Annotated in this window: 24 protein-coding genes; 10 read left to right on the top strand and 14 right to left on the bottom strand. The window is 62.6% G+C overall.

Features of this window, described 5'->3' with window-relative positions; genetic code table 11:
• Window positions 1-26 precede the first annotated feature (26 nt).
• The 6 genes from J2Z31_RS11875 to J2Z31_RS11850 all read right to left on the bottom strand — a co-directional run bounded on the left by J2Z31_RS11875 (window position 27) and on the right by J2Z31_RS11850 (window position 6515).
• Complete coding sequence (locus J2Z31_RS11875) at window positions 27-1307, bottom strand: imelysin family protein (RefSeq protein ID WP_209602080.1); 1281 nt, start codon at window positions 1305-1307, stop codon at window positions 27-29.
• 256 nt (window positions 1308-1563) lie between these two features.
• Window positions 1564-2853, bottom strand: a complete 1290-nt coding sequence (locus J2Z31_RS11870) for an RsmB/NOP family class I SAM-dependent RNA methyltransferase (RefSeq protein ID WP_209602079.1) — start codon at window positions 2851-2853, stop codon at window positions 1564-1566.
• Between the two features lie 87 nt (window positions 2854-2940).
• Window positions 2941-3315, bottom strand: a complete 375-nt coding sequence (locus J2Z31_RS11865) for a septal ring lytic transglycosylase RlpA family protein (RefSeq protein ID WP_209602078.1) — start codon at window positions 3313-3315, stop codon at window positions 2941-2943.
• A gap of 464 nt (window positions 3316-3779) precedes the next feature.
• On the bottom strand, window positions 3780-4652 hold the full coding sequence (locus tag J2Z31_RS11860; protein WP_209602077.1) for an SDR family oxidoreductase: 873 nt from the start codon (window positions 4650-4652) through the stop codon (window positions 3780-3782).
• Window positions 4649-5812: a tRNA epoxyqueuosine(34) reductase QueG gene (gene queG / locus J2Z31_RS11855; RefSeq protein WP_209602076.1), complete on the bottom strand. Its 1164-nt coding sequence runs from the start codon at window positions 5810-5812 to the stop codon at window positions 4649-4651. Before queG ends, J2Z31_RS11860 begins: the two co-directional genes overlap by 4 nt.
• A gap of 10 nt (window positions 5813-5822) precedes the next feature.
• On the bottom strand, window positions 5823-6515 hold the full coding sequence (locus J2Z31_RS11850) for a glutathione S-transferase family protein (RefSeq protein WP_209602075.1): 693 nt from the start codon (window positions 6513-6515) through the stop codon (window positions 5823-5825).
• Between the two features lie 165 nt (window positions 6516-6680).
• Here J2Z31_RS11850 and J2Z31_RS11845 point away from each other — a divergent pair, with 165 nt between their 5' ends.
• On the top strand, window positions 6681-7487 hold the full coding sequence (locus J2Z31_RS11845; protein WP_209602074.1) for an undecaprenyl-diphosphate phosphatase: 807 nt from the start codon (window positions 6681-6683) through the stop codon (window positions 7485-7487).
• Between the two features lie 572 nt (window positions 7488-8059).
• On the opposite strand, the gene J2Z31_RS11840 is transcribed toward J2Z31_RS11845, so the two are convergent.
• From J2Z31_RS11840 to dnaN, 6 genes are all read right to left on the bottom strand, one after another.
• Window positions 8060-9040: a complex I NDUFA9 subunit family protein gene (locus tag J2Z31_RS11840; RefSeq protein WP_209602073.1), complete on the bottom strand. Its 981-nt coding sequence runs from the start codon at window positions 9038-9040 to the stop codon at window positions 8060-8062.
• A 177-nt stretch (window positions 9041-9217) separates the two neighbouring features.
• Entirely contained in the window at window positions 9218-9505 is a 288-nt protein-coding gene (locus J2Z31_RS11835) for a DUF1330 domain-containing protein (RefSeq protein ID WP_209602072.1), read from the bottom strand.
• Window positions 9506-9618: 113 nt separating this feature from the next.
• Window positions 9619-10323 carry an orotidine-5'-phosphate decarboxylase gene (pyrF, locus tag J2Z31_RS11830; RefSeq protein WP_209602071.1) on the bottom strand — a complete coding sequence of 235 codons (705 nt, stop codon included), beginning with the start codon at window positions 10321-10323 and terminating at the stop codon, window positions 9619-9621.
• A 7-nt stretch (window positions 10324-10330) separates the two neighbouring features.
• The gene (locus J2Z31_RS11825; RefSeq protein WP_209602070.1) at window positions 10331-10912 is read right to left on the bottom strand and encodes a histidine phosphatase family protein; all 582 of its coding nucleotides are present in this window, start codon (window positions 10910-10912) and stop codon (window positions 10331-10333) included.
• A 21-nt stretch (window positions 10913-10933) separates the two neighbouring features.
• Complete coding sequence (gene pmtA, locus J2Z31_RS11820) at window positions 10934-11536, bottom strand: phospholipid N-methyltransferase PmtA (RefSeq protein WP_209602069.1); 603 nt, start codon at window positions 11534-11536, stop codon at window positions 10934-10936.
• Window positions 11537-11832: 296 nt separating this feature from the next.
• On the bottom strand, window positions 11833-12951 hold the full coding sequence (gene dnaN, locus J2Z31_RS11815) for a DNA polymerase III subunit beta (protein ID WP_209602068.1): 1119 nt from the start codon (window positions 12949-12951) through the stop codon (window positions 11833-11835).
• Window positions 12952-13196: 245 nt separating this feature from the next.
• Between dnaN and rsmI the strand changes: the two genes are divergently transcribed.
• The 9 genes from rsmI to J2Z31_RS11770 all read left to right on the top strand — a co-directional run bounded on the left by rsmI (window position 13197) and on the right by J2Z31_RS11770 (window position 22774).
• Window positions 13197-14144 carry a 16S rRNA (cytidine(1402)-2'-O)-methyltransferase gene (rsmI, locus tag J2Z31_RS11810; RefSeq protein WP_209602067.1) on the top strand — a complete coding sequence of 316 codons (948 nt, stop codon included), beginning with the start codon at window positions 13197-13199 and terminating at the stop codon, window positions 14142-14144.
• On the top strand, window positions 14134-14502 hold the full coding sequence (locus J2Z31_RS11805) for a YraN family protein (protein WP_209602066.1): 369 nt from the start codon (window positions 14134-14136) through the stop codon (window positions 14500-14502). The genes rsmI and J2Z31_RS11805 overlap by 11 nt, the downstream gene beginning before the upstream one ends.
• A gap of 119 nt (window positions 14503-14621) precedes the next feature.
• A complete protein-coding gene (locus J2Z31_RS11800; RefSeq protein WP_209602065.1) occupies window positions 14622-15920 on the top strand; it encodes an extracellular solute-binding protein in 1299 nt (432 codons plus the stop codon).
• Between the two features lie 5 nt (window positions 15921-15925).
• Complete coding sequence (locus J2Z31_RS11795) at window positions 15926-16912, top strand: ABC transporter permease subunit (RefSeq protein WP_234939363.1); 987 nt, start codon at window positions 15926-15928, stop codon at window positions 16910-16912.
• A 10-nt stretch (window positions 16913-16922) separates the two neighbouring features.
• The gene (gene ugpE, locus J2Z31_RS11790) at window positions 16923-17765 is read left to right on the top strand and encodes a sn-glycerol-3-phosphate ABC transporter permease UgpE (RefSeq protein WP_209602064.1); all 843 of its coding nucleotides are present in this window, start codon (window positions 16923-16925) and stop codon (window positions 17763-17765) included.
• 57 nt (window positions 17766-17822) lie between these two features.
• Window positions 17823-18935 (top strand): sn-glycerol-3-phosphate import ATP-binding protein UgpC, encoded by a 1113-nt coding sequence (locus J2Z31_RS11785; protein WP_209602063.1) that lies wholly within the window; start codon window positions 17823-17825, stop codon window positions 18933-18935.
• Complete coding sequence (locus tag J2Z31_RS11780; protein WP_209602062.1) at window positions 18932-19921, top strand: endonuclease/exonuclease/phosphatase family protein; 990 nt, start codon at window positions 18932-18934, stop codon at window positions 19919-19921. Before J2Z31_RS11785 ends, J2Z31_RS11780 begins: the two co-directional genes overlap by 4 nt.
• A gap of 222 nt (window positions 19922-20143) precedes the next feature.
• A complete protein-coding gene (gshB, locus tag J2Z31_RS11775) occupies window positions 20144-21091 on the top strand; it encodes a glutathione synthase (protein WP_209602061.1) in 948 nt (315 codons plus the stop codon).
• Between the two features lie 150 nt (window positions 21092-21241).
• Window positions 21242-22774: a YifB family Mg chelatase-like AAA ATPase gene (locus tag J2Z31_RS11770; RefSeq protein ID WP_209602060.1), complete on the top strand. Its 1533-nt coding sequence runs from the start codon at window positions 21242-21244 to the stop codon at window positions 22772-22774.
• 53 nt (window positions 22775-22827) lie between these two features.
• Here J2Z31_RS11770 and cysK read toward each other — a convergent pair whose 3' ends face one another.
• Together cysK and J2Z31_RS11760 are read right to left on the bottom strand one after the other, a co-directional pair.
• Entirely contained in the window at window positions 22828-23796 is a 969-nt protein-coding gene (cysK, locus tag J2Z31_RS11765; protein ID WP_209602059.1) for a cysteine synthase A, read from the bottom strand.
• 137 nt (window positions 23797-23933) lie between these two features.
• Complete coding sequence (locus tag J2Z31_RS11760; RefSeq protein WP_209602058.1) at window positions 23934-24551, bottom strand: LysE family translocator; 618 nt, start codon at window positions 24549-24551, stop codon at window positions 23934-23936.
• Window positions 24552-24648 lie beyond the last annotated feature (97 nt).

Below are 24648 nucleotides of genomic sequence, written 5' to 3'. Positions count from 1 at the left end.
CTGCCGGAAACGGCCCGCCTTTTCGATTATTGGAAGACCGCGTTAGGATTATCCAGACTGTCGGAACCTTCAAGCTCGATCTGGCCGAGATCGAGCGCGGCAATCACGCGCTCGACCGTCTTGGCCTGGGCGATCAGCCCGTCGATGGCCGCCTGCACGGTGGCATTGCCCTCCGCATTACCTTCGCCGATCATCTGGTCATAGGCCTCGACCGTCTCGGCACGTTTCGCCATCGCCTGCATCTTCTCGACCGTGGCAGCGAGCTTGCCCTTCATCTCCTTGTCGAGCGCGGCATCCTGGGCGGCGACCAGTTCGGAGAGGGCCGGCCCGGCCAGCCTCGTGCCGTCGATCCGGGTGTATTCACCGGTATAGGCCGACTGGATGCCGATCGCGTCATGCAGATGCGAGTTGTGGGTGTTGTCGGAAAAGCAATCGTGCTCCTCTTCCGGATCGTGCAGCAGCAGGCCGAGCTTCATGCGTTCGCCGGCGAGTTCCCCATAGGAGAGCGAGCCCATGCCGGTGAGGATTGCGGCAAGCCCCGCCTTCGGGTCGGCTTCGACCGCCTTGGTGGCGTCGCCCTCCGGCGCCCAGTTGGCGACCATGTCCTTGAGGTCGGAGACGAGCAGGCTCGTGGCTGCCTTCAGATAGGCGGCGCGGCGGTCGCAATTGCCATTCGTGCATGCCTGGGTGTCGAAGTCGGTAGGGGCCCTGTTGCCGGCGCCGGGACCGGTGCCGTTCAGGTCCTGTCCCCAGAGCAGGAATTCGATGGCATGATAGCCGGTCGCGACATTTGCTTCGATACCGCCGGCCTCCTGCAGCGTCTCGGACAGGAGTTCCGGCGTGATGTTGGCCGCATCGACGTCCTTGCCGTCGATCTTGATCGTCTTGTTGGCGATCACGTTCGAGACGAAGAGCGCGTTCTCGTCGCTCTCGGTGCCGTAGCTCGCGTCGACATAGTCGATCAGGCCCTCGTCGAGCGGCCACGCATTGACCTTGCCTTCCCACTCGTCGACGATCGCGTTGCCGAAACGATAGACTTCCGTCTCCTGATAGGGATTGCGCGCCTTCAGCCAGGCCTCGCGCGCGGCCTTCAGCGTCTCCTCGCTCGGATTTGCGATCAGCGCGTCGACGGCCTTGTCGAGTGCCTCGGCCGTCGTCAGCGCGTCCTCGTATTTGGCATGTGCAATGGCGGCATAATGCTTGACGACCGCAGCGGCGTCGGTCGCGGCCTTGACCGGCTGCAGGGCCAGCGCGGACGTGGCCGCCAGGAGCGCCAACGCGGCGGTGCGGATGAATTTCTTGGTCATGACCCTCTCCTTCGCTTGTCTCAAGGCGGCCGTGCACGCCCGGTAAAGCTCGGCTGTCATGGACCAAAAGCAAACTTGTGTCAAAGTGTATAGTTTAGAAGTCTATCTATTTTCGACTTTGACTGGTGGTCGCTGGAGCTCGCGACCCGACAGCGCCGCGTCTCGTCAGACGCGCGAACGTCGCTTTAGCACTTTGAATTGCAGTCCTCGTCCGCAAATGGAGGTGCATTAAAGAAGAGATGCGATAGGAGCGCGATCAGCCCTTCCGCCCCATCACGCAGAAGAAGAAGCCGTCGGTCCCGGTCGAGGCCGGCGTCAGCGTCACCGTCTTCATGTCGGCGGACCAGGGTTGCGGCTTGCCGGTACCGAATAGTGCAGCCCAAGTATCGGCGGCCGACAGGATCTCGAATTCAGGGTTGTCCTCGCAGAAGCCGTAGACCTGTGCTTCGTTTTCCTCCGGCAGAACCGAACAGGTTACATAGATCAGGTGTCCCCCGGGACGGACGAACTGCGCGGCGCTGGCAAGTGCCTCTTCCTGCTGTGCGAGCCTCTCCTCGAGATTCTTCTGCGTCAGCCGCCACTTCGTGTCCGGCCGGCGGCGCCAGGTTCCGGTGCCGGTGCAGGGAGCATCGACGAGCACGCGGTCGCAGCGTGATGAAAGCGGTGCAAGCGAGTCGGCAGCTTCATGCACCTGCACATTGCGGGTGCCCGCACGTTTCAGCCGTTCAATGATCGGCGCCAGCCGCTTGCGGTCGGTATCATACGCATGGACCTGGCCCTTGTTGTTCATTGCGGCCGACATGGCGAGCGTCTTGCCGCCGCCGCCGGCGCAATAGTCGAGCACCTGCTCGCCCTCCTGCGGAAAAACGAGGTCGGCGACGATCTGCGAGCCTTCGTCCTGGACCTCGAACCAGCCTTTCTGGAAGGAAACCTCGGCGGTTACGTTAGGCAGGCGCGAAGCGCCCTCGCCGGCAGGGATGCGGATGCCCTGGCGGGCGATCGCCGCCGGTTCGGCGCCGCTGCGTTCCAACGCCTTCAACACTTTCGCGCGGGTCGCCTTCAGCGTGTTGACGCGCAGGTCGAGGGTCGGACGGCCTGCGAGCGCCTGGGCCTCTTCGAGCCAAGCGTCGGAGAAATTCTCTTCGAACGACGGTTGGGTCCACTCGGGAATATCGCCCTGCACGTTGAGCGGCGCGTTTTCGATCCGGCGCTCGCTGAAGGCTTTCACCATCTTCGACGACGGCGTCTCCGGGGCGAACTTGTCGTCGGCAAGTTCGGCCGCAAGGCCTTCCGGGCTAAAGCCCCACTGCCGGTACATCACCGCGTGAGCAAGCGCGACGGCGCTGTCGCTGTCCATCAGATAGGCATGGGAGAGTTTCATCCGCAGCGCGTCATAGACGATGTTGCCGATAGCGGCGCGGTCGCCGGAGCCGGCGAAGCGATGGGAGAGGCCCCAGTCTTTGAGTGCGTCGGCGACGGGGCGCTTGCGCCTCTCTATGTCGTCAAGAACGTCAATGGCTCCCGAGAGCCGGCCGCCCAATCGCATCTTCGATCAACTCCTTTTTCGCCGTGGTAGCGGCGAAGGCATCGAAGAGCAAGACGGCAGCGGTAGAATATGGCTGCCGCGCACCGGTCAGGAGTTGATGACCTGATAACAGACGCTGGCGGTGCCGGAACGGACCATGCCGATCTGCGACGCCGCGGCCTTGGAAAGATCGAGCACGCGGCCGCGAATGAAGGGTCCGCGATCATTGATCCTGACGACGACCGACTTGCCATTGCGCTTGTTGGTGACCTGAACCTTGGTGCCGAATTTCAGGCTGCGATGCGCGGCGGTCAGGCGCGAGGCGTTCATCCTTTCGCCGGAGGCCGTTTTCGAGGTGAGGGCATACCAGGAGGCGCCGCCGCATCTGGCTGCTGCCGCCTGAGTATCGGATGCCGAGACCAATGCTATCCCGACGGTGAATAACGCTGCAGCGGCCGCAGCCTTCATCTTCGCTGGCTTCAAGCGACGTCCCCCTCGGATTGAATGTTGGAATTGTTCCCTTACAGGTCGTGCTAATCGGGGCAAAAAATGGCAAAAAAGTGCTTCAACCGTTAACTTCCGATTAGGATCTATTGCAGATTTGCGAAAATCTAAAACTAACGATTGCTTGAAATAATTTAAATCATTCGAGGAACTTCTTTAGAATCAAGGGCTAAACGTTTCCAGCCGCCTTCGCTGAGAGCCAGCTGCCCTCTTCATGAAGAGAGGCAATTTAAATTTTCGATCGCTATGAGATTCTGCGGTCCATGAAGGTTGTGTTTCGCAAACTATCGCGATGGTTGTGGATGGTGGCGAAGTATAGGCAAAAAATGGACAGCTTACGGCAGTCAAGCATAAGCTGCGGAAGCCAATACTTTCGAATGATCTGACGCGGCACCACTGCTATGGAAGGTTATACTGCTGCAGTGTGTGTCTAAGCATATTGACTAGCCGGGCCAAGTGCCGGAAGCCCACAGCTGTGCAAGCGATGCGCGATAGTTGGGGAAGGCAAGTTCGAAGCCCGCCTCTCGCAGCCGGGCGTTCGAAACGCGTTTGTTTTCGCCATAGAAGGACCGGGCCATCGGGGAAAGCTCGGCCGTTTCGAATGGGACTTCCTGCGGCGGCTCCACACCCATCAGCCGGGCGGCCTCCGCAACCACATCCTGCGGCGGCGCCGGTTCGTCGTCGGTGATATTGTAGATGCCGCTGAAGCCTCGCGCGGCAAGAAAAGCCGTCGCGGCGCCGATGTCTTCGACGCGGATGCGGTTGAAGACCTGGTCCGGCTTGATGATGCGATGCGCCGTTCCCGCGGCGAGGTTGCGGAAGGCGTTGCGGCCCGGCCCGTAAATGCCAGCGAGTCTCAGCACGGCGACGGGAATGCCTTGCCGGGCACCAAAGTCCAGCCATGCAGTTTCCGCTTCGACGCGCTCCTTCGAGCGCTGCGAGACGGGCCTGATCGGCGCATCCTCCGCGACCCAGGCGCCGCCATGGTCGCCATAGACGCCGACGGTGGAGAGATAGCCAACCCAGTGCAGCTTCGGCAGCAACGCGTCGAGCGGCGGCCGGTTGGCACGGAACATCGGATCGCCTTCCTGGCCAGGGGCGATCGACTGGATGAGATGCGTCGTCTTCTGCATCGCTTCGGCAAGTTCGGCCGAAATTGCGTTTCCGTCGAACAGAATCGGAGTGATGCCCGCGGCCGAGAGGGCCGCCAGTCTTTCCGGCGAGCGTGTCGTGCCGGTGACCGACTGTGCGGAGGGCGCCAGCGCCTTCGCGATTGCCGTACCGGAATAACCGGCGCCAAGGACCAGGACATTCATCGACTCACTCCCGCCATTTCCCATTCCAGAACAACCTCTTCATCCGTCTCCGGCTCGCATTCGCCGGCGAAGGCGGCGAGTTCCTCGGGTCCGACCAGTCGCGAAAGCGCCCAGACGGCCATTCCCCTGACGGTCGCCGAAGTATCTCTCGCCAATGCCTTGCAAGCGGCGATCAGGCCTTCTTCGCCGGAGTTGCCGGCGGCGATCAAGACATTTCTGATGAAGCGGTCACGGCCGATGCGCTTCACCGGCGAGCCGGAAAAGAAGCTGCGGAAGGCGGCATCGTCGAGTGTCAGCAGGAAGGCAAGTTCCGGTTCCTTGAGATCCTCGCGGGCCTTGAGTTTCATCTCCGACGCAGAGCGGGCGAACTTGTTCCACGGACAGGCGGAGAGGCAATCATCGCAGCCATAGATGCGGTTGCCGATCAGCGGCCGCAGCTCCGGCTGAATCCGCCCCTTGTGTTCGATCGTCAAATAGGAAATGCAGCGTCGCGCATCGATCTGGTAGGGCGCGGGGAACGCGCCGGTCGGGCAGGCGTCGAGGCAGGCCCGGCAAGAGCCGCAATGGTCGTCTTCGGGTGCATCGAAATCGAGATCGGCGGTTGTGAACAAACTGCCGAGGAAGAGCCAGGATCCGAACTCTCGGCTGACGAGATTGGTGTGCTTGCCCTGCCATCCGAGGCCGGCCTTTTCCGCAAGCGGCTTCTCCATCACCGGCGCGGTGTCCACGAAAACCTTGACGTCCCCGCCGGCGCGGGCGGCAAAGCGTGTCGCGATCTCCTTCAGTCGCCCCTTGACGACGTCGTGATAATCGCGGTTCTGGGCATAGACCGAGATGGCGCCTCGGTTGCGCTTGCCGAGAATATCGCGCGGATCCTCGTCCGGGCCGTAATTCATGGCGAACAGGGCGATCGACCGGACCTCTCCCCAGAGGACGCGCGGATCGGAGCGCCGCTCTGCCGTTTCGGCAAGCCAGTCCATTGTGCCGTGGCAGCCTGCGGAGAGGAAGGCGTTCAGGCGCGCGGGCGCGTGCGGTATCGCATCCGGACGGGTGATGCGACAGAGATCGAAGCCTTTGGCCGCGGCTTCCTCCTTCAGGAAGGCGGTGAGCGTCCGTCGTTTCCTGTCCTGGTTCTCCGCCTTTGCAGCGTTCCCAGGCATGTTCATGTCCTTAAAAGTCGAGGTCCGCATAATGGGAGACGGGGGTGATGCCGCGCACCCGCTCGGCAAGCAGAGGGCGGAACGAGGGGCGCGACTTCAGCCGCTGATACCATTCCTTGGCGGCCGGCGATTCGGACCATTCTATTTCGCCGAGATAGTCGAGCACCGAAATCGCCGCGGCCGCCGCAAGATCGGCATAGGAGATGCGGTCGCCGGCAAGCCAGGGACGGGATCCGGCAAGCCAGGAGAGATATTTCATGTGCTGGCGGATGTTGTTGCGCGAAGTCCTGAGAATTTTCGAATCTGGTGCGCCGCCGCCCTGGTCCGGGGTCATCTGCAGCTTGAAGATGCGCTCGCGCACCAGCGGGCGGGTCACGTCGGCTTCCATCTTCTCCATGAACCATTCGGTGAGCCGGCGAATCTCGGCCCGCTGGAACGGATCTTCCGCCAGCAGTCGGCGGTCGCGCTTCATGATGCCGCTGGTCTCGTCCAGATATTCCGAGATGATCGTCGCGCCACAAAGCGCGCGCATGCTGTCGTCGACATAGACCGGCAGGGTGCCGGCGGGGTTCAGCGCCAGGAAGTCCCGCCGGTTCTCCCAGGGCTGCTCTTCGCAGAGTTCCGTCTGATAGCCATATTCGGAGAGAATAAGGCGTACGAACCGCGAGCTGGAAGACATGGGGTGATGATAAAGTGTCGGCATCGATGTTTTTGAGCTGTTTTGGGTGAGCTGTCTTGGGAATGTCAGCATCGCGGCATATGCATCTGGCCACGGCTCGTTGTAACGAGCTATAGGTAGTTCAGGTGGCAAACACAAGAGAATCGCTATTCTCTTTCCAGAGCACACTATATCAGGAAATTCTTATATATGGCGGATCAATCGATCATCAGCGCGCTCGTTCTCGGGCTCATCGAAGGGCTCACCGAGTTCATTCCCGTCTCTTCGACCGCGCATGTTCTCCTTGCCGGGCATTTCCTCGGCTTCAAATCCCCTGGGAATACCTTCGCTGTTCTTATCCAGCTCGGTGCAATCCTCGCGATCCTGCTCGTCTATTTCCAGAAACTTCTGTCGATCGCCTTCGCCTTGCCTACGAGTCTGGCCGCGCGCCGTTTCGTCTTCTCCGTTCTCGTCGCCTTTCTGCCGGCGGCCCTCATCGGTGCGGCTGCGCATGGCTTCATCAAGTCGGTGCTGTTCGAGACGCCGATGCTGATCTGCGTGGTGCTGATCGTCGGCGGCCTCGTCCTCTTTGTCATCGACCGGCTGCCCTTGAGGCCGCGATATACCGACGTCTTCCAGTATCCACCGTCGCTGGCGCTGAAAATCGGCCTTTTCCAGTGCCTGGCGATGGTCCCGGGCACTTCGCGTTCCGGAGCGACGATCGCCGGGGCCCTGCTCATGGGAACGGACAAGCGCTCGGCGGCCGAATTCTCCTTCTTCCTTGCCATGCCGACCATGGTCGGCGCCTTCACCATCGATCTCTACAAGAACCGCGATGCGCTCTCCTTCGACGATATCGGCCTGATCGCCGTCGGCTTCGTCGCCGCTTTCGTCGCCGGGATCTTCGTCGTGCGCTCGCTGCTCGATTTCGTTTCGCACCGCGGATTCACGCCCTTCGCCATTTGGCGCATCCTCGTCGGCATCGCCGGGCTGATCGGCCTGTGGCTGGTCGGATAGGGCCTTCCGGCGGGCAGGCCGGACGAGGGCCGAGATATGGAAGTCCGGACACGAAAGCATAAAGCCGCATGCGTTTCTTGCGAAACGCATGCGGCCCCTGGCCCCCGCCAATAAACTGAAATCTCTGCGCGTTACCGCTCCCGCCGCCTCATGAGCGAAGGAGGCGATGCCGGCCTATTTGCCGAAGACTCCGACGGATGCCGTCGTGCACGGATCGACGCCGTAGGCGGGTGCGCAGCCCCTGCTGCTGCTGGCGACCGTGCTCGGTGCCATGAGCGAGCCAGCCAGGATGACCAGTGCCGCGGACGCAAAAAAGATCGCGATCGACTTGCCCATGGGGTGTTATGCCTTTCGAGTATTCTTGTCGGCGCCAATTGCGTTTGCTGCGCCGTGTTGGGCGCTGTTTATTCGCCGGAGATGTCATGATCAATATCAGGACATGCTGAATTTGCGGTAAACGACGCACGCGCTTGCGACTGCGGCAGAATTGCAACTCTGTTGCCTCGGTGCAACAGAAAGGCCGCCGGCAAGTGCTGGCGGCTCCGATTGTTTTCTGTCGTGGAGAGGCGCGATCAGGCGGAGCGGCCGCTGCGCGTATACTGCCCCTGCGGGCGATAGCGTACCAGATAGGTAGGCAGGATAGCCTCGAGCATCGTCGGCGCGATGCCAATGCCGGTCAGCGTCCGTCCTTCGCTTTCGGCCTTTTCGGAGACGACATTGTCGGATTTCAGCAACATCACCTGATCGGCTGTGATCGGCGGCGCGATGAACGGCACCAGCGAGGCGACACGTCCAAGAAGCGATGCGATGCCGAAGGGAATCGCCACGAAGGAACGCTTGCGGTCGATCGTCTTCAGCATGAGCTCGAGACATTCGCGGAAGGACAGCACTTGAGGTCCGCCGAGCTCGTAGATTGTTCCGCCTTGAAGCTCGCCTTCAACGGCGCGGGCAACGGCCTCAGCGACGTCGGTGACATAGACCGGCTGGAAACGGGTGCGGCCGCCTCCGATCAGCGGCAGCATGGGGGAGAAGCGCGCCATGTCGGCGAACTTGTTGAAGAAACCGTCCTCGGGACCGAAGATGATCGACGGGCGCAGGATGATCGCCTCGGGAACGGTTTCGAGGATCGCACGCTCTGCCCGCCCCTTAGTGCGCGCATAGGCGGATGCGGAGTTAGGGTCCGCTCCGATCGCCGAGATATGGGTAAGCGTCGCGCCGGCCGCCCGGGCGGCTTCGGCAATGGCCCGAGCACCGAACTCCTGGACGGCATCGAAGGTGTTGCGGCCGCTCTCATAGAGGACGCCGACGCAATTGATGACGTGATCGGCACCCTCTACCGCGCGATCAATCGACTTGCGGTAGCGCAGATTTGCCTGGATGAAGGAAATCTGGCCGACATTGCCGAGCGGCTGGAGGTGGCCGGCTAGATCCGGCCGGCGAACGGCAACGCGAATGCGATAACCGCGTTTGGCGAGCGCGCGTACCACATGACGGCCGACGAATCCGGATCCGCCGAATATCGTCACCAGCGGCGGAAGGTTGGACAATGTCATGGGCTGCGCACTCCTGAGATCATTAGAAGAATTGCCTGCTACATATCGCAAGCGGCGGGCGAGGTGAAGGCCAATCCGCACACACCTGCAAGCCCTTTTGCACCGCGGCGCAGGCGCGGGATCAGGAAAAGTGTGCGTGGTTTTCCGCCCGCATCCCGCGCCAACTTCTTGGAACCTTCAGACCCCCTCCACGACCACCATCTCGGCGTCGGCGACCTCTTGGCGGATCGCCGCGGCAATCTGATATTCGGGCGAATTGTAGCAGTCGATGGCGGCCTGGAGGGAGGGGAACTCGATCACAACGTTGCGGGCGCGCACGGCGCCCTCCAGGCGCTGGAACTGCCCGCCGCGGGCAAGGAAGCTTGCGCCATATTTCTCGAAGGCGGGCTTGGCGGCCGCCACATAGTCTTGGTAACGTTCGGGGTCTCTTACATCGACCCGAGCAATCCAATAGCCTTTGGCCATATGAGCTCCTCGTCTTGCTGCGCTACTGCAGCCGAGGTCGTTACTTTCGGCAAATCTCGGGCGAGGTCAAGCGGCGCACTGGCGACGCGAAGTCGTTGGTCCTGCCGCTATGATCAGGCCGAAAGGGCGCCTTCCATTTCGGCAAGGATCGAGCGGCTTGCAGCAAGCGGGTCTTCTGCCTTGACGATCGGTCGGCCGACGACGAGATGGCTCGATCCAGCCCTGATCGCGTCTGCCGGCGTCATCACCCGCTTCTGGTCGCCTTTCTCCGCACCGGCAGGGCGGATTCCCGGCGTCACCACGGCCATGTCCCGGCCTATGATCCCGCGCACGGCTCTAGCCTCTTCCGCCGAGCAGACGATGCCGCCCATTCCGGTGGCACGCGCCTGCTCGGCGCGGCGCAGCACCAGGGTGGGGGGGTCGTATAGATATCCGGCGTCGATCACATCCTGCTCGTCCATCGAGGTGAGCACGGTCACGCCGAGCAGGCAGAGGTCGGAGCCCTTGGCGGCTTCGACCGCCGCCCTCATCGCTTTCGGATAGGCGTGGAGCGTCAGCATCGACATGCCCATCTTGACGATATTCTCGACGCCCCTGGCAACCGTGTTGTCGATGTCGAGCAGCTTCATGTCGAGGAAGACCTTCTTGCCGCTCGCGGCGAGGTCGCGGGCGAATTCGAGCCCGCCGGCGAAGACGAGCTGATAGCCGATCTTGTAGAAGATGACCTCGTCGCCGAGGGTCGAGACGGTCTTCTCCGCCTCGGCTACTGTCGGGAGGTCGAGGCCGACGATCAGCCGTTCACGCACGTTCAAGCTCATGTCGAGACTACCCCTGCCAGAACTCCATCGGCGTCCAGTCGCACGTGACGGCGCGATCCGCAAGACGGAACGCAAAGAGATTGCCTCCGCCGGGCAGTTGGTCGGCGCTGCGGGCAATGGCAGTGCCTGTCATCCGGCACTTGAGCAGGGTGCCGACGCCCCCGTGGCCGACAAAGGCGATCGGGACAGCCGGATCGTGGCGATCGAGGATGTAGAATACGGCCCTCGAGATGCGCGCCTGCGCGTCAATTGCCCGTTCCCAGCCTCTGAAGCTCGCCGCTGGATGGGCGAAGAACCAGTCGGCCGCCCTCTCGAATTCCTCCGGCGGCAGAAAACCTGTCGCGGAGCGGTCGTTCTCCGCCATCTCCTCATCCTTCTCCAAGGGGACGCCGGCGGCTTCTGCCAGGATGATCGCCGTCTCGATCGCCTTCTTCTCAGGAGATGAAATGATGCGACCGAGAAGCCGGACCCAAGGCTGTTCGGCTGCCATGCGCGTGCGCTCCCATCCGAGATCGGAAAGGCCCCATTGCGGCACCGGCACACGGGGGTCGATCCGGACCTGCGGATGCGTGAGATAGATGCCGAACACGACAGCGCCCCCGCGCGGAGATTAATGCGTCCGGCTGTAGACCCAGAGCTGGGCCGGCGGAAGGTTCCGCACGACGAAGTCGAAATGCTGGATGCGGTACCGATCCGGCATGGCGACAACCGGAGAGAGCGGGCCATAGGAGATCTGCACGACCGGCCGGCCCACCGGGATGCGCGCGAGCAGATCCTCGATCAGTGCGACGCGGCGGTGCATCGGGAAGTTCAGCAAAGGCACGGCGGAGATGACGCTGTCGAACTGCTGGTCCTTGAACGCCCCCAGCGTGCGGGCGAGGTCGAAGGCGTCGCCGTTGATGAATTGCACGTCCGGGAAATGCTCCTTCAACTGATTGAAGAAGTCTGTCGAATATTCCACTGATATCAACTTCTCGGGCGCCACGCCGCGCTCCAGGATCGCCTTGGTGATGACACCCGTCCCTGGCCCGAGCTCGAGTACCGGCAGACCGGAACGCGGATTGACGACGCTCGCCATGCGCCGTGCCGTGAATGAGGATGTCGGCAGGATCGCGCCGACGGCGCGGCTATTGCTCATCCAGCCCTTGAAGAAGCGGATTTCCTCGTCGAACTTCTGGCCGAACTTTTCCTTAACCTTCAAGCGCAAATTCATAGAACCCCCTCGACCTCCTCGCTGTCAGCTCTCCTCATGCTCTCCGGTTCGCCGAGCTTGAGTTCGTCCTTTTTCATAATGTGCTCCTATATGCGGCGAAAACAAGTCTGTCTGCGCCTCCTGCATGTTTCCCCAGATCCTTTCTATTAAGGAGAAAGACATGGGGATACAAAGTGCTACTCGCGACCTTTGCACGTCTGAAATGACGCTCGGCACCGCAATGTGGCGGGCGGAGGCGAACATGAAAAAACCCGCCTTGCGAGAGCAGGGCGGGTTTCGTCGGAAAGTTTCGTTTCTCAAACTCGCATCGGCATCAAAACATAAAGCGCGTCATCGGCGGCAAGATCGCGCACCAGCGTTGGCGAGCCTGGATCCGCCAGCATGAAAACCGCTTCGCTTCCGGTGAGTTGGGCGGTGATGTCGAGCAAGTACTTGGCGTTGAAGCCGATCTCAAGCGGGTCGCTCTCGTAGCCGACCGGCAGTTCCTCGGTCGCGCTGCCGGAATCCGGGTTATTGACGGTCAGCGTCATCTGCCCTTCGTTCAAGGCGAGCTTCACGGCGCGTCCGCGCTCGGAGGAGATCGTCGAGACGCGATCGACAGCCTGCGCGAAAGATTGGCAGTCGACGCGCAGTTCCTTGTCGTTGTTTGCAGGAATGACGCGCTGATAGTCGGGGAAGGTTCCGTCGATCAGCTTCGACGTCATGATGATCGAGCCGATCGTCAGGCGGATCTTCGCGTCCGAGACCTCGACCGTGACCACGACGTCAGGATTGTCGAGCAGCTTCTGCAATTCGCTGACGGTCTTGCGCGGAACGATGACGCCGGGCATGCCCTCGGAGCCCGCCGGCGCCTCGATGTCGGCGCGGGCGAGGCGGTGGCCGTCGGTGGCGACGGCGCGCAGCTTGAGTTCGCCCTTGTTTTCCACCGTATGCATGAAGATGCCGTTCAGATAATAACGCGTCTCCTCGGTAGAGATCGCGAACTGCGTCCGGTCGATCAGCATCTTGAGATCCGTCGCCTTGACGCGGAACGAATGCGAGAAGCTGCCGGCCGTCAGGTCGGGAAAGTCCGATTGCGGCAGGCATTGCAGCGAAAACTTGGAGCGGCCGGAGGCGACCGTCATCGCCGTTCCCTCCGCATTGGTCGCCAGCAGCACTTCCGATCCGTCGGGCAGCTTGCGGACGATGTCGTAGAGGAGGTGGGCCGGAACGGTCGTGGCGCCCGCCTGTTCCACCTGTGCCGGCGTTGCCTCGGTGATTTCGAGGTCGAGGTCGGTCGCCTTCATTTCGAGACTCGCACCATCCGAGCGCAACAGCACGTTCGAGAGGATCGGGATCGTGTTTCGCCGTTCGACCACGCGATGGACGTGGTTCAGCGATTTCAGCAGGTTTGATCGCTCGAGAGTAATGCGCATGGGATGCTACCGCTTTCAACCTATGCCGGGCGGACAAGGCGCCCGCCGCAGCGTCAACTGCGTCCCCGGCCGAACGGCCGGAAAGATATGGACGGGCAAAATGGCAGAAAAGGAACTGCGAAAGCAAGGGGTTTCGCGGGCAGTTTCCCCAAGCCTGTGGCCGCGGTCGCCGTACGCTTGCCCTGCGCCTTCTGCTCACTCATAAAGGGCGGAAACCGGCGATCGGGATTATGATCCGGCCGGGCATGATCGGGAATCGGGCAGTGGAAAAGCAGCAATCGAGCGGGGCGGCGGAAAAGGAACGGCAGCGCGGCTTTCGCCTGCTGAATGCAAGCATTCCGGCGCGCCCCCTGGAGCCGGCGCTCTATCTCGTCGCAACGCCGATCGGCAACCTTGCCGACATCACGCTTCGTGCCCTGGAAACGATCGCCGCCGCGGATGTGCTCGCCTGCGAGGACACGCGTGTGACCAGGGTCCTGCTCGACCGCTACGGCATCGTCAATCGGCCGCTCGCCTATCACGAGCATAACGCCGCCGAGGCAGGGCCGCGTCTCCTGGGCGAGCTTGCCGAGGGCAAGTCGGTGGCGCTCGTCTCCGACGCGGGCACGCCGCTCGTCTCCGACCCAGGCTACCGCCTCGCTCAGCTTGCAATCGAAGCGGGGCACCGCGTCATTCCCATCCCAGGGCCGTCGGCGCCGCTTGCCGCGCTCGTCGGCTCCGGCCTTCCGAGCGACGCCTTTCTCTTTGCCGGCTTCCTCCCGACGAAGCAGAAAGCCCGGCGAGACCGTCTCGCGGAACTGGCAGCCGTGCCGGCGACGCTGATCTTCTTCGAGTCGCCGCACCGCATCGCCGCGGCCGTCGCCGCGGCTGCCGAGGTGCTCGGCACGGAGAGGAGGGCGGCGGTCTGCCGAGAGCTGACGAAGGCCTTCGAGGAGTTCCGCCGCGGCACGCTCGGCGAGCTCAAAGCCTTCTATGACGCAGCTGCCGGCGTGAAGGGCGAGATCGTGTTGTTGATCGGACCGCCCGAGGCCAGGCCGGTTCGGCAAGAGGCCGATCTCGAGGCCATTTTGAGGGAACTCGCCCATGACATGCCGATGGGCAAGGCCGCGACGGAAGCCGCCCGCCGCACAGGTCTGCCGCGCAAGGAACTCTACGATCGGCTGTTGAGCCTCAAGGGACGTGATGAAGGCTAAGCCACCGGACGCCCGCAAGATCCGGGCGCTGAAACGCGGACTTCTTGCCGAATACCGAGCTGCGCTCTGCCTTATGTTCAAAGGTTATCGCATCGTCGCAATGCGGTACCGCACCCGGCTCGGCGAGATCGACATCATCGCGCGGAGGGGCGATCTCGTCGCCATCGTCGAGGTGAAGGCGAGGACGACGTTCGATGGCGCAGTCTTCGCCGTGTCCGATTTTTCTCAAAGGCGCATCAGAGCGGCAAGCGATCTCTGGCTCGCGCGCCAGCCCGATTTCCACCGCCTGTCGGTGCGTTACGACATCGTCGCCGTCACGCCCTGGCGCTGGCCCCGGCATCTGCCCAACGCCTTTTGACGAGTGCTTTTTGACCGAACGGGAAAAATGTAATCGTTCCGTCACAGAAGCATTACCTGTCTGTCATTGAAGGCCACTAGTCCACTGCCGACCGCAACCACGGTGGAGAGGACAGGGACATGATCAGGAAAGCTTTGCTTGCAGCCGTAACCTTTGCATTTTCCGCAACGACGTCGCTGGCCGCGACCAACATCAGCTGGTGGCACGGCATGGCCGGCCGCAATGGCGAGGTGATCAACGAGGTCGCCCAGAAATTCAACGCGGCCCAGAGCGCCTGCGTTCTGACCCCGGTCAGCAAGGGCACCTATGAAGAGGCGCTCGCTTCCGGCATCGCCGCCTTCCGCTCGGGCGAACAGCCGAACATCCTGCAGGTCTTCGATGCCGGTGCGGCGACAATCATCAATGCCAAAGGCGCGGTCATCCCGGCGGAAGACCTGATCACCAAGGCCGGTTACAGCTTCGACCGCGGCGCCTTCATCGACGGCGTGCGTTATTTCTACGCCGACAGCGACGGCAAGTTCGTCGGCATGCCGTTCAATTCCTCGGCGCCGATCATGTATATCAACGACGAGGCGCTCAAGAAGGCCGGCGCCGAAGCGCCGAAGACCTGGGAAGAGTTCGAAGCCATCGCTCCGAAGCTGAAAGAGGCGGGTTACATTCCGCTCGTCCAGTCGCAGCTCACCTGGCAGTTCACCGAGAATTTCTTCTCGCGCAACAACATTCAGTTCGCCACCAACAACAACGGCTACGACAGCGTCGTCGATACCACGCTGAAGGTGACGGATCCAAACCTCCAGATGATGTTCGAGAAACTGAAGGCCTGGAAGGATGAGGGCCACTTCGCCTTCTATGGCGCCGGTTGGGCCGACAACCAGAAGGTCTTCGAAGAGGGCAAGGCCGCCTTCTGGATCGGTTCTTCCGGTTCCTTTGGCGGTTTGCAGAAGACGGCCACCATGCCCTTCTCCGCGACCTTCCTGCCCTACTGGGAGGCGATTGAGGGCGCCGGCACCAACTCCTTCATCGGCGGCGCGGCGCTCTTCGCCATGTCCGGCAAGCCGGATGAAGAAAACAAGTGCGTGGCAGACTTCTTCCAGTTCCTGACTTCGCCGGAAATCCAGTACTTCTACCACAAGGCCACCGGCTACGTTGCCATCACCAAGGCGGCCTATGAGCTCGCTGAAAAGGACGGTTACTACAAGCAGACGCCGGTTGCCGAGGTCGGTATCAAGCAGCTCCTGCTGCCCGCCGGCGAATGGTCGAAGGGTTACCGCCTCGGCTTCTATCCGCAGATCCGCGAGATCATGGAGCGCGAATACGGCCGCATCTTCTCGGGCGAAACCACGGTCAAGGACGCGCTTGAGACGATCGAGCGGGAAGGCAACGAACTGCTCGCCCGTTTCGCCAAGACGGCCGGCTGATTTCGATGAGCCAAAGCTCCGATGGGACGACCCTTCTCCCCGCCCTGACGGGGAGAAGGTGGCCGGCAGGCCGGGTGACGGGCGCGTCAGGCCAACACGGGCAGACCGCCGCCAAGCGCGTGCAATTCACGTCGCGCTTGCTCCCCTATCTCTTCCTCGCGCCACAACTTGCGATCATCTTCACCTTTTTCTACTGGCCGTCGGCGCAGGCGATCCACTCCTCCTTCTATCTCGAGGATCCCTTCGGCTTCGGCTCCACCTTCGTCGGGCTTGGCAATTACACCGACGTGCTGAAGTCCGGCGAATATCTCGGGATCGCGCGCTTCACCGCCATTTTCACCGCACTCGTCACCTTCTTCGCGCTGTCGATCGGGCTCCTGCTCGCCGTCAAGGCGGACGGGGTCATTCGCGGCAATGCCGCCTACAAGACGCTGCTGATCTGGGTCTATGCGATCGCGCCGCCGGTCGCCGGCCTGATCGGCATGATGTTTTTCGACCAGCATATCGGCCCGATCGTCGAGCTCGCCCGCTGGTTCGGCTGGGAGATCAAGGTCGGCCTTAACTACGGCGACACGGCTTTCGCGATGATCGTCGTCTCGGTCTGGAAACAGATTCCCTATAATTTCATCTTCTTCCTCTCGGGCCTGCAGGGCATACCGGTTTCGGTGCGCGAGGCGGCGGCAATCGACTGCCGTTCGGAGCTGCGCAGGTTCTGGACAGTCATCCTGCCTCTGCTGGCGCCCACCGCCTTCTTCCTGCTGATCATCAACATTACCTATTCGCTCTTCGACACCTTCGGCGTCATCGACGTGATGGTGAAGGACAAGGCCGCCAACAACCCGATCACGCTCGTCTACAAGGTCTACATGGACGGTTTCCGCGGCAACGACCTCGGCGGATCCTCGGCGCAATCGGTGATCCTGATGCTGGTCGTCTTCGTGCTCACCATCTTCCAGTTCCGCTTCATCGAGCGGCGCGTGCACTACAATTGAGGTGGCGCCGATGCATCGCACGAAAATTCTCGACCACGTCATTCTCCTGATCGGCGTCTTCATCATGGTGGCGCCGGTCGTGGTCGCCTTCATGACCTCCACCCACGAGGCGGCCGACATCCACCGCAAAGGATTGAGCCTGACCTGGGGTGGCCATTTCGCCGAGACCTATGGGACGGTGCTGACCCGCGAGGGCGGCTTCACCGGCAAGGTCACCGGCTTCAACATGATGATGAATTCGATGATCCTCGGTCTCGGCTTCGCGATCGGCAAGATCGTGCTCTCGATGCTCGCGGCCTATGCGATCGTCTACTTCCGTTTTCCGCTCGCGACCTTCTTCTTCTGGGTGATCTTCACGACGCTTCTTCTGCCGCTCGAAGTCCGCATCCTGCCCTCCTACGAGGTAATGAATGCGCTGAAGCTCACCAATACCTATACGGGGCTGATCGTACCGCTTCTGGCGTCCGCAACCGGCACCTTCTATTTCCGTCAGTTTTTCAAGTCGGTGCCGGACGAGCTCTTGGAGGCCGCCCGCATCGATGGTGCCGGTCCGTTCAAGTTCTTCATAGACGTGCTGGTGCCGCTCTCGCGCACGATGATGGCGGCGATCTTCATCATCATGTTCGTTTACGGCTGGAATCAGTATCTCTGGCCGACCCTGATGACGACGGACGAGGGCTTCTTCACGCTGGTACGCGGCATCAAGCAGATTCTGCTGGTCTGGGTCGGCTCCAATATCCCCGATTACAACGAGGCCTTCGCGCTGGCGATCCTTGCCATGCTGCCGCCGGTGCTGATCGTCGTGATCTTCCAGCGCTGGTTCATCAAGGGGCTGACCGAGAGCGACAAATAACGAACGACAAGGGTGCGGGCGCGCCCGGCAACCTGCAATCATCAACGGAGGCAGCCAATGGCAGCGATCGACATCGCAGAGGTCTCGAAAATCTACGCGGGCGGCGTCGAAGCCGTGAAATCCGTCTCGATCGATATCGAGGACGGGGAGTTCATCGTGCTCGTCGGCCCTTCGGGCTGCGGCAAGTCCACACTGCTGCGCATGGTTGCCGGGCTTGAGACGGTCTCGAAGGGCACGGTGAAGATTGGAACACGCATCGTCAACGAGGTCGATCCGGCCGAGCGCGACATCGCCATGGTCTTCCAGAACTATGCGCTCTATCCGCACATGACCGTCTACGAGAACCTCGCCTATGGCTTGAAGAACCGCAAGACACCGAAGACGGAGATCGACGCGCGTGTCACTGATGCCGCGCGCATGCTGGAGATCGAGCCTTATCTCGACCGCAAGCCGCGAGCGCTCTCGGGCGGCCAGCGCCAGCGCGTCGCCATGGGCAGGGCGATCGTCCGCAAGCCCGCTGCCTTCCTGTTCGACGAGCCGCTGTCGAATCTCGACGCCAAACTGCGCGTCTCGATGCGGGGCGAGATCAAGCGGCTGCAGAAGCGCCTCGGCACGACCTCGCTCTACGTCACCCACGACCAGCTCGAGGCGATGACGCTCGCCGACAGGCTGGTCGTGCTGAATGGCGGCCGGATCGAGCAGATTGGCCGGCCGCTCGACGTCTATCATGCGCCGGCTTCCACTTTCGTAGCGAGCTTCATCGGTTCGCCCGCCATGAACCTTGTCAAAGGCAGCCTTGAAGGAGGCAGCCTGCACATCGGCACCCATGCGATCGAACTTGGCTATCCGGCGCCCGCGCAAGGCCGGGTGACCGTTGGCCTCAGGGCCGAGGACCTGCGCCCGGCGGCGATCGGCGACGAGACGCTCGTCTTCCGCGTCGACTATGTCGAGGAACTCGGGGCGCAGCGCCTCGTTCATGGTATGGTCGAGGATCAGGCACTGACCGTGGCGCTTGCGCCGGAGGCGCCGCTTGCAGATGTGCTCGCGATCACCATATCCACCGAACGACTGCATTTTTTCTCGGCGGAGACTGGCAAGCGGCTCTATCGCCAGAAGGTGGGTGCCGCGCCTGCGCACCGAGAAATCGTCAATGTGGAGCCCGCATTGTGATCGAAGAGACCGTATCGACGCTCGCCATCCCCTCTGAACAGAGCCGCAACGATGTCGCTCTCATCGAGCGCAGCATAGCCGCCCATGATGCGGCGATGGCAGGCATCGAAGCGATGAACAGGATCGAGGTCGGCGGCATCACTGCTTCGGACGGACCGCTCGCCTTTCCCTTCACGGTCGCCGCCTGGAACCTCGAGCGCTGTCTGTTTCCGCGAGAAAGCGCCGAGCATCTCCGTGCGACTGGCGCGTCGCTGGTGATGCTTTCCGAAATGGACTACGGCATGGCCCGTACGAGCCAGCGCCACACGACGGCGGAAGTCGCGATGGCGCTCGGCATGCAATATGCCTATGGAGTCGAGTTCCTTGAACTCGGGTTGGGATCGGAGACGGAGCGCGACTTCTGCAAGGACGACGCCAACGAAAAGGGTTTCCACGGCAATGCCTTTCTGAGTTCCGTTCCCCTCCGCCGACCTCTGCTATCGCGGCTCTGGGGCGAGCGCCTGTGGTTCACGGATACCGACCAGCCGCGGCTTGGCGAGCGTATCGCAGTCGGCGGTGTCGTTGAGACCGAGGCAGGCCCCTTCGTCGCTGTCTCCACCCATCTCGAAAGCGCCACGACTGCCGCCTGTCGCGAACGACAGGTGAAGGAGCTGATCGATCGACTGGAGGCGGCGTTTCCCGGGCTTCCCATCCTGATCGGCGGCGATCTCAATACCGGCAATCATATCGGCGGAGACTTCGAGGCGGAGGGGCTGTTCGAGATGAGCGCCGCGCGCGGCTTCACCCGCCATGGCGGCCCGATCGATCAGACGACGACCCGCCCCAGCCTGATCACGCGCTGGCCGGAGCGGGCGATGAAGCTCGACTGGTTCCTCGCGCGCGGCTTGAGGATCAACGAAAGCCGCATCATTCCCTCGCTCGACGCGTCCGGTCGTCCCCTGTCCGATCACGACCTCATCACCTGCGTCGTCGAGGGCTTCGAATAAAATTTGCAAAACTTGTCGACGCCGTCAGGCGCGAAATCCGCCGCGCCCTCCGGGTTGGATGAAGCCGCCGCCTTCTTGCCTGAGCGCCTTGCGCGTTCTACATGTTGCGAGCGTACATGCGGCGGCGTCCCGTATAGCGCTTTGATTTGCCGCATAATTCCAGCTCCAGCCGATGCCGGTCCAGGGAATTGTGCGGGTCGGGATTCAATCGGGAACGGGAAGATGGCAAGAATCGTCAATGTCGGGGTCCAGATGGACCATGTGTCGGGCATCACCATTACGGGCGATTCGACTTTCGCGATGAGCCTCGAAGCGCAGGCCCGCGGCTATCGGCTGTTCCACTATACGCCCGACAAGCTGTCCTTGCGTGACGGCAAGGTCCATGCGACGGCGCAGCAGATGACGTTGCGCGATGTCAAGGGTGACCACTTCACGCTCGGCGAGCCGGAGCGGGTGGACCTTTCGACCATGGACGTCATCCTGCTTCGCCAGGATCCGCCCTTCGACATGGCCTATATCACCTCGACGCATCTGCTCGAGCGCCTGCATCCGAAAACCTTGGTCGTCAACGACCCGGCCTGGGTCCGCAACTCGCCGGAGAAGATCTTCGTCACCGAGTTCCCGGACCTGATGCCGAAGACGCTGATCACCCGCGATCCGGGCGAAATCGCCCGCTTCCGTCAGGAGATGGGCGACATCATCCTCAAACCCCTCTATGGCAATGGTGGCGCCGGCGTCTTCCACTCCGCGCGCGACGATCGGAACCTCTCCTCTCTGCTCGAAATGTTCGGTCAGATGTTCCGCGAGCCCTTCATCGCGCAGGAATACCTGCCGCAGGTCAGGAAGGGCGACAAGCGCATCCTGCTCGTCGACGGCGAGCCGGTCGGCGCGATCAACCGTGTGCCGGCAGAGCACGACGCCCGCTCCAACATGCATGTGGGCGGACGCGCCGAGGCGACGGAACTCACTGCCCGCGAGCGCGAGATCTGCGCCCGTATCGGCCCGGCGCTAAAGGAGCGCGGCTTCCTTTTCGTGGGCATTGACGTGATCGGCGACTACATGACCGAGATCAATGTCACCTCGCCGACGGGCATTCGCGAGGTGAAGCGCTTCGGCGGTGCCGATGTCGCAAGCCTGCTCTGGGACGCTATCGAGAAGAAGCGCGGCTGATCACCTGACGCGAAGGTGCTGCTCCCGCGGCGCCTGCGCCCATCGGCCATTTGTTCTATTATTGTTCTTGTTTTTGAGCGCGTACCGTGCAAGATTGGTTCGGCACCGGCGGCGGTTGTAGCGGTGAAAGCACGTCGGGCAGGGGGCATCATGGTCGCACGCGTCAGTACCGTGGCATTTCAGGGGATTGAAGGCGTTCCGGTCGACGTCCAGGTGATGGTTGCGCCCGGCAAGGTCGGCATGCAGATCGTCGGGCTGCCTGACAAGGCCGTCGCCGAGAGTCGCGAGCGCGTGCAGGCGGCGCTCCATGCCTCCGGCCTGGCGCTGCCGGCCAAGCGCGTGACCGTCAATCTGGCGCCGGCCGACCTGCCGAAGGAGGGCAGCCACTTCGATCTGGCGATCGCGCTCGGCCTGATGGCGGCGCTCGGGGCGATTCCCGCGGATGCGCTTTCCGGCTATGTCGTCATCGGCGAACTCAATCTCGATGGGACGATCGCCCCCGTTGCCGGCGCGCTTCCGGCAGCGATCGGTGCCAATGCACTCGGCAAGGGGCTGATCTGCCCGGCCGAAAGCGGTCCGGAGGCGGCCTGGGCCGGGGCAGAGATCGACATCCTCGCGCCGCGAAGTCTGATCGCGATCGCCAACCATTTCCGCGGCACCCAGGTCACCTCCCGCCCGGAACCCTCGGTGCGGGCGACGGCCGCCAACCTGCCGGATCTCGCCGACATCAAGGGTCAGGAAAGCGCCAAGCGGGCGCTGGAAGTTGCCGCCGCCGGGAACCACAACCTCCTGATGGTCGGCCCGCCCGGCTCCGGCAAGTCGATGCTGGCCGCACGCCTTCCGTCGATCCTGCCGCCGCTCTCGCCTGCCGAACTGCTCGAAGTATCGATGGTCCATTCGGTCGCCGGACAATTGCCGGGCGGCAAGCTCTCCGACCGGCGGCCGTTCCGCGCGCCGCACCATTCGGCCACCATGGCGGCCTTGATCGGTGGCGGGAACAGGGCAAAGCCCGGCGAGGCGTCGCTCGCGCATCACGGCGTCCTATTTCTCGACGAATTTCCGGAATTCTCCCCGCAAGTGCTCGATGCGCTGCGCCAGCCGCTGGAAACGGCCGAATGCGTGATTGCCCGCGCCAATCACCGCGTCAGCTATCCGGCGGCGATCCAGCTCGTTGCGGCCATGAACCCCTGCCGCTGCGGCATGGCCGGCGAGCCGGGCCATAGCTGTGCCCGCGGGCCGCGCTGCATGGCCGATTACCAGGCGCGGATCTCAGGACCACTCATGGACCGGATCGACATCCGCATCGACGTGCCCGCCGTGAGCGCCGCCGACCTGATCCGCCCCGGCACGGCCGAGGCGAGTGCCGATGTCGCAAGGCGGGTTGCGCGCGCCCGTGAGCTGCAGGCGGGCCGCTTCGCCGCGCTCGGCCATCCGAAACTGACGAGCAACGCCCGCGCATCGACGGCGATGATCGAGAAGATCGCCGAGCCCGACGCCGCTGGTTTGCAGCTCCTCAGGGATGCGGCGGAGAAGATGAAGTTTTCGGCCCGGGGCTACCATCGCGTCCTGAAGGTGGCGCGCACGCTCGCTGACCTCGATGGTGCGGCGACGGTCGGCCGCATCCACCTCGCCGAGGCGATCTCCTACCGTGTCGCGGGAGAGCGTTTGCCAGCGGCGGCTTAGCGCCCTTTTCCTTGGCTTTGACCAGGATAAGGCCAGAAGGGATGGCGCTCGGCCTAAACCCCCAGCCCCTCGAACAGCACGGTTGAGAGGTAGCGCTCCGCAAACGACGGGATAATGACGACGATATTCTTGCCGGCGTTTTCCTCGCGCAGGCCGACCTCGATCGCCGCCTGGAGCGCCGCCCCGGCGGAGATGCCGACCGGCACGCCTTCGAGCCTCGCGACGAGGCGCGCGGCCTCGACGGCTTCGCCGGCATTGACGGTGATCACCTCGTCATAAATGGAGGTGTCGAGGATCGGAGGGGCGAAGCCGGCGCCGATGCCCTGGATCTTGTGCGGGCCGGGTGCGCCGCCGGAGAGGACAGGCGATTCTTCGGGTTCGACGGCCACTACCTTCACAGACGGCTTGCGCTCCTTCAGGACCTGACCGGCACCGGTGATCGTGCCGCCGGTGCCGATGCCCGATACGAGGATGTCGACGGCACCGTCGGTGTCGTTCCAGATCTCCTCGGCCGTCGTCCGGCGGTGGATTTCCGGGTTGGCCGGATTTTCGAACTGCTGGGGGATGATCGCCTCGGGCAGCGTCTCGGTGAGTTCCTGCGCTTTGGCGATTGCACCCTTCATTCCCTTGGAGCCCTCCGTCAGCACCAGTTCAGCACCAAGCAGCGCCAGCATCTTGCGCCGTTCGACCGACATCGTCTCCGGCATGGTAAGGATCAGCTTGTAGCCTCTGGCGGCCGCGACGAAGGCAAGCGCGATGCCGGTATTGCCGGAGGTCGGCTCGATGAGGGTCGTGCGGCCGGGAGCAATCCTGCCCTGAGCCTCGAGCGATTCCACCATGGCGACGCCGATCCGGTCCTTGACGGAGGCGATCGGATTGAAGAATTCGAGCTTGGCGAGCAAGTTCGCCTTGACCCCCTTGGCCTTGGCAAGCTTGTCCAGCCGCACGATGGGAGTGTCGCCGATCGTTTCGGTGATCGAGGAATAGATGCGGCCGCGGCCGGGCTTGCGCGCTTCGGGCATTTCGTTTTCTCCCATTTCGAAACAATTGTCGCAAGCATAGGAAGATTGATCGAGCCAAGCCAGAGCGCGAACGCCGTGGAAAAGGGCCAGCCGAGACAAAAAAACGGTTATAACACCTCCGGTTGGGAAATCTTTTTTCAGGTGGCGCGGGTGGCGATATAAGCCGCGGTGCCGCCGAGAATGCCGGCGGCTGCGCGGTTGAGCGCCGTCAGTGCTTTGGGCTGCTTCAGAAGGGCACGGGCGCGTGCAGCAAGCAGCATGTAAGGCAGCAGCACTGTCAAGAGGACCAGGAAAGTGGCAGCGAGCAGTAGTCCGTAGTCCTCGATGCCGATCGAGGCGAGATCGATCAGCGTCGGTACCAGCGCCACGTAGAACAGCATGGTCTTTGGATTGCCGAGCGTCACCAGCAGCCCCGAAAGGAAGGACATCGCGGCATTTGCCGATTTCCGTGCCTCCACCTCATGCGGCAGCAGGCCCGCGGTCCAGAGCTTCCAGGCGACATAGCAAAGATAGAGCGCGCCGGCGATCTTCACGACAAAAAAGCCGGTCGTGAAGGTCTGGGCGATAAAGGCCAGCCCGAGCACGACGGCCGTTAGATAGAGCATATCGCCGAGGATAAGGCCGAGGCCCATGAAGAAGGTCTCGCGAAAACCGGACCCGAGCGCCCGCGCCACGACCGCCGTCACACCGGGCCCTGGTATGGCCGCAGCAATGAAGAGAGCACCGCTATAGGCGAGAAGGGTTGCGAGCGTCATGGGGTTCTTCCTTGCAGTTTGCCCTGTTTTAGCGCGCGCCCCACGCAAAGCAAAATGCCACCCGAGCGCATCAGCGACATTTTTCGCTAAGAACTGG

Origin of the sequence: Sinorhizobium kostiense (assembly GCF_017874595.1) — a bacterium.
Lineage (GTDB): Bacteria > Pseudomonadota > Alphaproteobacteria > Rhizobiales > Rhizobiaceae > Sinorhizobium > Sinorhizobium kostiense.
The sequence above is the reverse complement of the archived record's forward strand: the minus strand, read 5'-3'. Positions and strand labels throughout refer to the sequence as shown.